General features: G+C 71.4%; 9 protein-coding genes and 1 pseudogene. 4 read left to right on the top strand and 6 right to left on the bottom strand.

Annotated elements, in window-relative coordinates:
* The first annotated feature begins 187 nt into the window (after positions 1-187).
* On the top strand, positions 188-1882 hold the full coding sequence (locus AB0I73_RS07025) for a threonine/serine exporter family protein (RefSeq protein WP_363034540.1): 1695 nt from the start codon (positions 188-190) through the stop codon (positions 1880-1882).
* A 59-nt stretch (positions 1883-1941) separates the two neighbouring features.
* Here AB0I73_RS07025 and AB0I73_RS07020 read toward each other — a convergent pair whose 3' ends face one another.
* Positions 1942-2904, bottom strand: a complete 963-nt coding sequence (locus AB0I73_RS07020; protein ID WP_363034538.1) for a VTT domain-containing protein — start codon at positions 2902-2904, stop codon at positions 1942-1944.
* Positions 2905-3040: 136 nt separating this feature from the next.
* Between AB0I73_RS07020 and AB0I73_RS07015 the strand changes: the two genes are divergently transcribed.
* Complete coding sequence (locus AB0I73_RS07015; RefSeq protein ID WP_363034536.1) at positions 3041-3406, top strand: YbjQ family protein; 366 nt, start codon at positions 3041-3043, stop codon at positions 3404-3406.
* 58 nt (positions 3407-3464) lie between these two features.
* On the opposite strand, the gene AB0I73_RS07010 is transcribed toward AB0I73_RS07015, so the two are convergent.
* Positions 3465-4235, bottom strand: coding sequence for a MerR family transcriptional regulator (locus AB0I73_RS07010; protein WP_363034534.1), 771 nt, complete (start codon positions 4233-4235; stop codon positions 3465-3467).
* 130 nt (positions 4236-4365) lie between these two features.
* Between AB0I73_RS07010 and AB0I73_RS07005 the strand changes: the two genes are divergently transcribed.
* Together AB0I73_RS07005 and AB0I73_RS07000 are read left to right on the top strand one after the other, a co-directional pair.
* Complete coding sequence (locus AB0I73_RS07005; RefSeq protein ID WP_363034532.1) at positions 4366-5652, top strand: ion channel protein; 1287 nt, start codon at positions 4366-4368, stop codon at positions 5650-5652.
* Positions 5653-5743: 91 nt separating this feature from the next.
* Positions 5744-7153, top strand: a complete 1410-nt coding sequence (locus tag AB0I73_RS07000; RefSeq protein WP_363034530.1) for a glutamate decarboxylase — start codon at positions 5744-5746, stop codon at positions 7151-7153.
* Here AB0I73_RS07000 and AB0I73_RS06995 read toward each other — a convergent pair.
* The 4 genes and pseudogenes from AB0I73_RS06995 to AB0I73_RS06980 all read right to left on the bottom strand — a co-directional run bounded on the left by AB0I73_RS06995 (position 7150) and on the right by AB0I73_RS06980 (position 10283).
* Positions 7150-7878 carry an ABC transporter permease gene (locus AB0I73_RS06995; RefSeq protein ID WP_363034569.1) on the bottom strand — a complete coding sequence of 243 codons (729 nt, stop codon included), beginning with the start codon at positions 7876-7878 and terminating at the stop codon, positions 7150-7152. The two genes, AB0I73_RS07000 and AB0I73_RS06995, sit on opposite strands and share 4 nt — an antisense overlap.
* Positions 7879-7913: 35 nt before the next feature.
* Positions 7914-8959 (bottom strand): annotated as a pseudogene (locus tag AB0I73_RS06990) (ATP-binding cassette domain-containing protein).
* A 108-nt stretch (positions 8960-9067) separates the two neighbouring features.
* Positions 9068-9709, bottom strand: coding sequence for a PadR family transcriptional regulator (locus AB0I73_RS06985; protein ID WP_363034528.1), 642 nt, complete (start codon positions 9707-9709; stop codon positions 9068-9070).
* A 25-nt stretch (positions 9710-9734) separates the two neighbouring features.
* Positions 9735-10283 (bottom strand): DinB family protein, encoded by a 549-nt coding sequence (locus AB0I73_RS06980; protein WP_363034526.1) that lies wholly within the window; start codon positions 10281-10283, stop codon positions 9735-9737.
* Positions 10284-10375: the final 92 nt, after the last annotated feature.

Here is a 10375-nt window from a genome sequence, read left to right as displayed (position 1 = left end):
AGGATACGGAGCCGAGCCGCCGGGATGTCCCGTGCTGCCTGGCTCCCCACAGGGGCGCACGCGGACGCGTGCGCCCCGTCGCGCGTCTCCGTGCGCATACTGGCCCTTGGGGTATGTGGGTATGTGCACCGGGCCCCGACGGGGAGGCAGGGCCCACGGACGGCGTCGTACAGGGAGCACAGCGCAGGTGAGGGACACGGAGGAGCGCAAGCCGCAGTCGGACGAGGCGAGGAGTGCCTTCAGCGCTCCCGCCGGGCTGGCGGCTCCGGCCGACACGGAGACGGCGACGACGTCGGAGTTCGCCGTTCCGGAGGGACTGGAGTTCTCGCCGGTCGGCACGGAGGCCGAGACGACCTCCGAGTTCGCCCTCCCGGAAGGGCTGGAAACCGCCCCGCAGCCGGCCGAGGTGGAGGGGTCGGCGTTCAACCCGCCGAGCACGTACAGCGCCCAGCAGGGGCGGGCGGCGTTCACCCCGCCCAGCGGGATGCCGTCCTTCGCCCTGCACCGGGACGTGCCCTGGCAGGACCGGATGCGCACGATGCTGCGCATGCCGGTGACCGAGCGGCCGGCGCCGGAGCAGGTGCAGCGGCACGACGACACGGGTCCGGCCGTGCCGCGCGTACTCGACCTGACGCTGCGTATCGGGGAGTTGCTGCTGGCGGGCGGCGAGGGCGCGGAGGACGTGGAGGCGGCGATGTTCGCCGTCTGCCGCTCCTACGGCCTGGACCGCTGCGAACCGACCGTCACCTTCACCCTGCTGTCGATCTCCCATCAGCCGTCCCTGGTGGAGGACCCGGTGACCGCGTCGCGCACGGTGCGCCGTCGCGGCACCGACTACACCCGCCTCGCGGCCGTGTACCAGCTGGTGGACGACCTCAGCGACGAAGAGACGCACATCTCCCTGGAGGAGGCCTACCGGCGCCTCGCGGAGATACGCCGCAACCGGCACCCCTACCCCGTCTGGGTGCTGAACGCGGCGAGCGGGCTGCTGGCGGGCTCGGCCTCGATGCTGGTGGGCGGTGGGTTCCTGGTGTTCATCGCCGCCGCGGGCGGCGCGATGCTCGGCGACCGGCTGGCCTGGCTGCTCGCCGGGCGCGGACTGCCGGAGTTCTACCAGTTCACGGCGGCCGCGATGCCGCCGGCCGCGATGGGTGTCGCGCTGACGCTGGCCCACGCGGACGTGAGGGCCTCGGCGGTGATCACGGGTGGGCTGTTCGCCCTGCTGCCCGGACGGGCCCTCGTGGCGGGTGTGCAGGACGGTCTGACCGGCTTCTACATCACCGCCTCCGCACGTCTCCTGGAGGTCCTGTACTTCTTCGTGGGCATCGTGACCGGCGTGCTGGTGGTGCTCTACTTCGGGGTCCAGCTGGGCGCCCAGCTGAGCCCCGACGCGGCACTCGTCCTCACCGAGCGGCCGCTGTGGCAGATCGCCGCGTCGCTCGGGCTGTCGCTGGCCTTCGCGGTGCTGCTCCAGCAGGAGCGGTCCACGGTGCTGATGGTCACCCTCAACGGCGGGGTCGCCTGGGTGGTGTACGGCGCGATGTACTACGTGGGCGACATCTCCCCGGTGGCCTCCACGGCCGTGGCGGCGGGGCTCGTGGGGCTGTTCGGGCAGTTGATGGCCCGGTACCAGTTCGCTTCGGCGCTGCCCTACACCACGGCGGCCATCGGGCCCCTGCTGCCCGGTTCCGCCACGTACTTCGGTCTGCTGGCGATCGCTCAGAACAAGGTGGACGCGGGGCTGGTGTCCCTCTCGAAAGCGGTGGCGCTCGCGCTGGCCATCGCGATCGGGGTGAACCTCGGTTCGGAGATCTCCCGGCTGTTCCTGCGGATCGGCTCCGCCGAGAAGCGCAGGGCGGCGAAGCGGACCCGCGGCTTCTGACGCCGGACGCCCGGGTCCTCGGGACCCGGGCATCCGGCGGTACTGCTCGGCGGGACGGCTCAGTAGCCCCGGTTGTAGGGCTGCTGGTTGTGGTCCGGGCCGTGGCCCTGGGGGTGCCCCTGCCCCTGCCCCTGGGGGTACTGCTGGTCGAAGTACGGGTCGTAGCCGCCCTGGCCGTTGCCGTACGGCGGCTGGGGGCGCTGGGGCTGCGGGTTCTGCTGCTGCGGGTAGCCCTGGTTGCCGTAGGGCTGCTGGGGCTGCCGGTCCCGCTGCGGCGGCTGACCGGCCGGGGTGATGCGGCGCAGCTGGGTCGTGGCGTCGTCCATGACCGGCGGCCGGTCGTACGGGGTCTGCCGGTCGTACTGGTCGTGCTGCGGGGCGGCCGGGCCCTCCGCGGCGGCGCGCTTCTTCTTGCCGCGTTCCCGCAGGTACTCGACGATGATCGGGACCACCGAGAGGAAGACGATCAGGATGAGGATCGACTCGACGTTGTTCTTGATGAAGGAGATCTGGCCCAGCCAGTAGCCGGCGACCGTGATGCCCACGCCCCAGGCGACGCCGCCGATGACGTTGTACGTGAGGAACGTGCGGTACTTCATGCGGCCGGCGCCGGCCGTGATGGGGGCGAAGGTACGCACGATCGGCACGAAGCGGGCCAGGACGATCGCCTTGGGGCCGTACTTCTCCATGAACTCGTGGGCCTTCTCCAGGTTCTCCTGTTTGAAGAGCTTGGAGTTGGGACGGCTGAAGATCTTCGGCCCGAAGAACTTGCCGATCATGTAGCCGACCTGGTCGCCCAGGACGGCGGCGATCACGATCAGCGTGCACACCAGCCACAGCGGCTGGCTGATGTAGCTGCCCTCGGCCACGAAGAGGCCCGCCGTGAACAGCAGGGAGTCACCGGGCAGGAACGCGAAGAATCCGGACTCGGCGAAGACGATCAGCAGGATGCCGGGAAGGCTGAAGGTCTCGATCAGATAGTCCGGGCTCAGCCACTCGGGGCCGAGCGCAAGGGTGGTCACGGGATTGTGGCTCCTGCTGCTTGAGGGGGACGGGCGAGGCTGGCTGCCAAAACTTATCAACGCAGCCGTCCCGGCCCGGGTTCCACGGGGCGTATCCAGGATTGCACCGTGCCTCCTCCCCGGCGAAGCTGGGGCCATGGGCATCGAAGAGTACGGCGGTGGACAGGGCCCCGGGCCCGACGTCCTGGTGGTCACGACGAACGACGTGCCGGGGTACCGGGTGCAGGAGGTCATCGGCGAGGTCTTCGGCCTGACCGTCAGGTCCCGTCATCTCGGCAGCCAGATCGGCGCCGGTCTGAAGTCGATGATCGGCGGCGAGCTCAAGGGGCTGACCAAGACGCTCGTGCAGACCCGCAACCAGGCCATGGAGCGCCTGATCGAGCAGGCCCGCGCACGGGGCGCCAACGGTGTGCTGGCGTTCCGTTTCGACGTCACGGACGCGGCGGACGTGGGCACCGAGGTGTGCGCGTACGGCACCGCGGTGGTGCTCGTCCGCGAGTGACCGCGCGGTGCACCGCCGCACCCGGCAGGGGCGGACGGTGCTCCGCACCCGTACGGGCTCAGCCGCCGTGCCGGGCCGCGTTCGCGACGATCGCGTCGCGCAGGTAGACCGCCAGACCGGGCCGGATGTCCTCGTACGTCCGGGTGAAGCGCGGGTCGGCGACGTACATCTCGCCCAGACAGGTGTGCATCTCGTGCCCGCAGTCGTAGTACGCGCGCGTGATGAACCGCCGGTGCTCCTCCGCCGTGTCCATCGCCCCCTCGGCGTCGGCCGGCACCCCGGCCGACATCAGGTCGGCCATGCGCAGATGGATGGCGTTCAACTCCTCGGTGACGCGTTTCCAGTCGTCCTTGGTGTAGGACGCGGTCCGCTGCCGGGACTGCCGGTGGGCGTCGGTGCCGCCCCAGCGCTCCCGCACCTCGTCCTCGTACTGGTCCGGGTCGAAGTCCCCGAACACCTCGAACTTCTCCTCGGGCGTGAGATCGATGCCCATGTCGTGTGCCTCCATGGCGTGCTCCACGGCCGCCGCCATCTTCCGCAGCCTCTCGATCCGGGCGGTCAGCAGGTCGTGCTGCCGGCGCAGGTGTGCGCGCGGGTCTGCTCTTCCGGTGGCCTGATCGTCGAGCAGGGCGGCGACCTCGTCGAGCGGGAAGCCGAGCTCCCGGTAGAACAGGATCTGCTGCAGCCGGTCGAGGTCGGCGTCGCTGTAGCGCCGGTGCCCCGCGCGGTTGCGCTCGCTCGGGGTGAGCAGGCCGATGCCGTCGTAGTGGTGCAGGGCACGCACCGTGACCCCGGCGAAACCGGCGACCTGTCCCACGGAGTAGCTCACTTCCGCTCCCTTCTCGGTACGCACTCCACCCTGGGACCTCACGCCACGTGAGGTGCAAGCCGGTTTCCCACTTCCGGCACCATCACCGTTTCGTCCCTATTGAAATGGTTCATCCGACTATCGTGTGCGCGTGGCCCAGGACAGCGCGCAGCAGGAACCCTCCGCCGCCCCGGCGACCCGGGCACGCGACCTGCTGCTGTCCGTCGTGCCCGCGCTGATCGTGGGGGTGGGGGCGAGCCTGCTGCTGGTGGGCGTGAGTTCGGCGGCCGGGCAGCTCCAGGACGTGCTGTGGCAGGACCTGCCGGACGCGCTCGGGGTCGGCAGGTACTCCGTGCTGTGGATGTTCGCCGTCCTCGTCGCCACCGGGATCGCGGTCGGTCTGGTGGTGTGGAAGGCGCCGGGCCACGCCGGCCCCGATCCGGCGACCACCGGCCTCGAGGCCCCCGTGCTGCCGCCCGTGGTGCTGCCGGGGCTGCTGCTGGCCACCGCCCTGATGCTGGCCGGCGGGCCGAGCCTCGGGCCCGAGAACCCGATCATCGCCGTGAACGTCTCCCTGGCGGTCCTACTGGGCACCAGGGCGTTTCCCCGGGCCCCGGAGCGCGGCTGGGTGGGGTTGGCGGAGGCGGCGACGATCGGCGCGCTGTTCGGTACGCCGGTGGCCGCGGCGCTCGTCGTCTCCGAGGCGCTGGCGGGCCGGCGGATCAAGGGACAGCTCTGGGACAGTCTCTTCGCGCCGCTGGTCGCCGCGGGGGCCGGTGCGCTCACCGTCACCCTGGTGTCACGGCCCAGCTTCGACCTGCACCTGCCGCCGTTCGGCCGGCCCGGCTGGGCGGACCTGCTGTCGTCGCTCGTCGTCGCCTCGGTGGGCGCGCTGCTCGGCATGTGCGCCGTCCACGCCCTCCCGTACGTCCACGGGGCGTTCCGGCGGCTGCGGCATCCCCTGCTGATGCTTCCGGCCGGTGGAGCGGTGCTGGGCGCGCTGGCGGCCCTGGGCGGGCATCTGACGCTGTTCAAGGGGCTCGACGAGGTCGCGGAGCTGGCTGCCGACCCCGACGGCTGGTCGGCGGGCCAGTTCGCCACCATGACGGTGGTGAAGCTGGCCGCCCTGCTCGTCGCCACGTCCTGCGGGTTCCGGGGCGGGCGGGTCTTCCCGTCCGTGTTCGTCGGCACCGCGCTCGGGCTGTGCGCACACGCCCTGGTGCCCGGTGTGCATCCGGCGGTCGGCGTGTCGGCGGGGGTGCTGGGGGTTCTGCTGGCCGTCACCCGTCAGGGCTGGGTGAGCCTGTTCGTCGCCGCCTTCCTGGTCGTCTCGCCGGGCATCCTCGCCCTCCTGTGCATCGCGTCGCTCCCGGCCTGGCTGCTGGTGACGGGACGCCCCCTGATGCAGCTGCGGACGGACGGGACCTCGGTCCGGTGACCCCGCTCACCGCGTTTCTCGCATTTCCCGTGTTTCAAACGTTTCCAGCGTTTCCCTCATCCCCCACCGCACGAACCCCCCGGAGGTATCCATGCCGCTGCACACCGGACCCCGGCGCGACGAGCGCCCCTTGTCCGTCAACCCCTTCCTGGGGGAGGCGAACCCCGTCGGGGACATGACCGAGGCGCCGCCCAAGCACCGGATGCCCGACGCGCCGATGGCGCCCTCGACGGCGTACCAGCTGGTGCACGACGAGCTGATGCTGGACGGCAACGCACGGCTGAACCTGGCCACCTTCGTCACCACCTGGATGGAGCCGGAGGCCGGCGCCCTGATGTCGGAGTGCCGGGACAAGAACATGATCGACAAGGACGAGTACCCGCGCACCGCCGAACTGGAGCGGCGCTGTGTGTCGATGCTCGCGGACCTGTGGCACGCGCCCGACCCGGCGGTCGCCGTGGGCTGTTCGACGACCGGTTCGAGCGAGGCGTGCATGCTCGCCGGGATGGCGCTCAAGCGCCGCTGGGCGCGGAACAACGCCGACCGGTACCCGTCGAAGGACGCCCGGCCGAACCTCGTCATGGGCGTCAACGTCCAGGTCTGCTGGGAGAAGTTCTGCGCCTTCTGGGAGGTGGAGGCCCGCCAGGTGCCCATGGAGGGCGACCGGTTCCACCTCGACCCGCGGGCCGCCGCCGAACTGTGTGACGAGAACACCATCGGCGTCGTCGGCGTCCTGGGCTCCACCTTCGACGGGTCCTACGAGCCGATCGCGGACCTGTGCGCGGCGCTGGACGAACTCCGGGAGCGCACCGGCCTCGACGTCCCGGTGCACGTCGACGGGGCGTCCGGCGCGATGGTCGCGCCCTTCCTCGACGAGGACCTGGTGTGGGACTTCCGCCTCCCGCGCGTGGCGTCGATCAACACCTCGGGGCACAAGTACGGGCTGGTCTACCCGGGTGTCGGCTGGGCGCTCTGGCGGGATGCGGACGCCCTGCCCGAGGAACTGGTCTTCCGGGTGAACTACCTGGGCGGCGACATGCCCACGTTCGCGCTGAACTTCTCCCGGCCGGGCGCCCAGGTCGTCGCGCAGTACTACACCTTCCTGCGGCTGGGCCGCGACGGCTACCGGGCCGTGCAGCAGGCCGCGCGGGACGTGGCCCGCTCCCTCGCCGACCGGATCGGGGCACTCGGCGACTTCCGGCTGCTGACCCGGGGCGACGAGCTGCCGGTGTTCGCGTTCACGACCGCGCCGGAGGTGACGGCGTTCGACGTCTTCGACGTGTCCCGGCGGATGCGGGAGAACGGCTGGCTGGTGCCCGCGTACGCCTTCCCGGCGAACCGTCAGGACCTGTCGGTGCTGCGGGTGGTGTGCCGCAACGGCTTCTCCGAGGACCTCGCCGACGTGTTCCTGGAGGACCTGGCCCGCTTCCTCCCGGAGCTGCGCCGGCAGCCGCACCCCCTCACCCACGACAGGAGCGCGGCCACCGGCTTCCACCACTAACGGCTGAGCCGTGCGAACCTCCGTACCGCCAGCGGGAAGAACACCGCGAGCAGGGCCAGGGGCCAGGCGACGGCCGCCCACACGTGCCCCGGCTCGCCGCCGGGGCCGCCGAACAGGTCGCGTACGGCCGTGGCGGTGTGGGACATGGGGTTCCACTGGACGACCGTGCCGAGCCAGCCGGGCATGGACTCGGGCGCGGCGAAGGCGTTGGACAGGAAGCCGACGGGCCAGACCAGGATCTGCACGGCCTGCACCGTCTCCGGCTTACCGGCCACCAGCGCCAGGTGGATGCCGATCCACAGCATCGCGAACCGGAACAGCAGGAGCAGTCCCACGGCGCCCAGGAAACCGGCCGCGCCGCCGTGGGCGCGCCAGCCGAGCCCGGCGGCGACGGCGAGGAGCACCGCCAGGCCCAGCGCCGACTGGAGCATGTCGGCCGCGGAACGGCCGACCAGGACGGCACCGTCGGCCATCGGCATGGAGCGGAAGCGGTCGATGACGCCCTTGTCGATGTCCTGGGTGACCGCGACCATCGTGCCCTCCAGGCCGAAGGCCATGGTGAGCGCGAGCATGCCGGGCACCAGGAAGTCGAGGTAGTCGCCGCTCACGCCCCGGCCGCCGCCGACCAGGTAGCCGAACATCAGCAGCAGCATCACGGGGAAGACCAGGTTCACCACCACCGCCACCGGCTGGCGGCCCCAGCGGGCGAGTTCACGGCGGGTCATGGTCCAGGAGTCGGTCAGGGCGTACGTCGTGGTGGTCACGCGGCCTCCTCCACTCGGTCGTCGCGCCCGGTCAGGCGCAGGAACACCTCGTCGAGCGTGGGCCTGCGCAGGGCGATGTCCTCGGCCTCGACGCCTGCCTCCTCCAGTGCGCGGACCACTCCGGCCAAAGCCGCCATGCGGTCGGTGACCGGTGCGCTCAGCAGCCGGCGGTCGGTGTCCACGGTGATCCGGTCCTTCGGTACGGGCAGCAGGGCGACGGCCGCGCCCAACTCCCCCGCGTCGCGCAGGACGACGTCGATGCGGTCGCCGCCGACCGCCGCCTTGAGCTCGTCCGCCGTGCCGTCGGCGATGACCCGGCCGGCGTCCACGACCGAGATGCGGTCGGCGAGCTGGTCGGCCTCCTCCAGGTACTGGGTGGTGAGCAGGACGGTCGTACCGCCGTCGACCAGGGAACGGACCGAGTCCCACACCTCCGCGCGGCCGTGGGGGTACCCCCTGCTCGAGCGAAGCCGAGAGCTTGGGGGAGGGTCCAGGCCGGTGGTCGGTTCGTCCAGGAAGAGCACCTCCGGTTCGGTGATCAGGGAGGCGGCGAGGTCCAGGCGGCGCCGCATGCCCCCGCTGTACTGCCGTACCGCCTTGCGGCCGGTGTCGGCGAGGTCGAAGCGCGCCAGGAGCTCGTCGGCACGCGCGCGTGCGCGTCGCGCGCCCAGGTGGTGCAGGCGGCCGAACAGTTCGAGGTTCTGCCGGCCGCCCAGCTCCTCGTCGAGTGCCGCGTGCTGGCCGAGCAGGCCGATGCGCAGGCGGACCGCGTACGCCTCGCGCACCACGTCGTGGCCCGCCACACCTCGATCCGACCCGCGTCGGGCCGCAGCAGGGTGGCCAGGATCCGGACCAGGGTGGTCTTGCCCGCGCCGTTCGGGCCGAGCACTCCGTGCACCGTGCCGCGCGCGACCGTGAGGTCGAGCCCGTCCAGCGCGGGCCTGCCGTTCGTCGTGCCTGTTCCGCCGTTCTTCGGGTTCCTCGCGCTCTTCCCGCCGTACGTCTTGCGTGCTTCCTCGACGGTGATCGCCGCGTCGGCCACTGGGACTCCCTTGCTAGTCAAACTTGACTACACGCTTTCGAAGGTAAGCGCCGCCAAACCCCTCAGTCAAACTTGATTACTGCGCGGATCACCGCACGGGCGGACGCCTCAGCGCTCGTCCCCCGGGTGCCGCTCCCCCGTCGCGTACGGGTTCTCCTGGTCCTCGGCCAGCACGCCGACGAACGACTCGCCCTCCCCGGCGAAGGTGTAGGCCCCGGCCTCGATCCGCTCGATCAACCCCCTGGTCCACTCGGCCTCGGCGTCGGCCGTGTGCACCCACAGGTTCATGATCTCGCCGATGTGCCCCAGCGGCTCGGGGCCGTCCTCGGGCACGTAGTGCTCGAGGACGGCGGCCCGCCACTCCTCGATGCGCCGGGTCCGCTCCTCGAGCAGCGCCGTCGCCTCCTGCCTCGGCAGGTCGACGACGAAGCCGATGGCCGCCGACTTCACGTCCATCTTCTGGTCGTAGGCGACGAGGGCCTCCCGCAGCAGCGTGAAGTACTCCTCGTCGCCCGCCGGGGTGATCTCGTACTCGGTGCGCGGGGGGCCGCCGACCGTGGAGGGCGCGATCTCGTGCGCGTGCAGCAGTCCCTGCTTCGCCATCTGCTTCAGGGCGTGGTAGATCGAGCCGGGCTTGGCGTTGGACCACTCGTGCGCGCCCCAGTACTCCAGGTCGTTGCGCACCTGGTAGCCGTGGGCCCGCCCGTGCTGGCGCACCGCGCCGAGCACGAGGAGACGGATCGCTGACATGCGCTCCAGCGTAGGACGTCACGGCTCACCCCCAGGAGCTGCCCTGCTCCTTGGCGACCAGTTCGAAGGCGGTGGCCCCGTCCAGGGATTCGCGGATGATGTCGGCGTGGCCGGCGTGCCGGGCGGTCTCGCGGATCAGGTGCAGACACAGCCAGCGCATCGAGAGCCACTCGTCCTTCGGGTTCCAGGACGTCTTCGCCAGCAGGAAGGTGTCGTCGAGGCTGGGCACCGAGCGGATGAACGACTCCGTCTCGGCGGCCGTCCTCTCGTAGGACGCGAGAGTGGACTCCACGGTCTCGTCACCGACCAGCACGAAGGACTCGTGCCAGTTCGACTCGTCCCGGTGGACGGCCGGCGGCTCGCCCTTGGCCCGGGCGATCCAGCCCTGCTCGACCTCGGCGACGTGCTTGAGCAGCCCGGCCAGGGACAGCTCACTGGCACTGGGGCGGGAGGACGCCTGTTCCTCCGTGAGGCCGAGCAGCGCCCGCCGGATGCCGCCGCGCTGCTCGGCGACGAAGGCCAGGAGCGCTCCGCGCTCGTCGCCCCGCTCCTCGGGGCCCACGTGAGTGACCATGACCGGCTGCCTTTCGTCGTTCCGTCGTTCCGCCGCAGGTGGCCCCTGCCGGCTGACACCGACGACGCTACGGGCCGATGAGGACAGAAGCT

The organism is Streptomyces sp. NPDC050388 (genome assembly GCF_040655635.1).
In the GTDB taxonomy this organism is placed as follows: Bacteria; Actinomycetota; Actinomycetes; order Streptomycetales; family Streptomycetaceae; genus Streptomyces.
This window is presented reverse-complemented; position numbering and strand designations above follow the sequence as displayed.

Coding starts and splice junctions, on each gene's coding strand:
- AB0I73_RS07015 (WP_363034536.1), top strand. CDS start 3,041: ATGGGCATCGAAGAGTACGGCGGTGGACAGGGCCCCGGGCCCGACGTC.
- AB0I73_RS06995 (WP_363034569.1), bottom strand. CDS start 7,878: ATGACCCGCCGTGAACTCGCCCGCTGGGGCCGCCAGCCGGTGGCGGTG.
- AB0I73_RS06985 (WP_363034528.1), bottom strand. CDS start 9,709: ATGTCAGCGATCCGTCTCCTCGTGCTCGGCGCGGTGCGCCAGCACGGG.
- AB0I73_RS06980 (WP_363034526.1), bottom strand. CDS start 10,283: ATGGTCACTCACGTGGGCCCCGAGGAGCGGGGCGACGAGCGCGGAGCG.
- AB0I73_RS07000 (WP_363034530.1), top strand. CDS start 5,744: ATGCCGCTGCACACCGGACCCCGGCGCGACGAGCGCCCCTTGTCCGTC.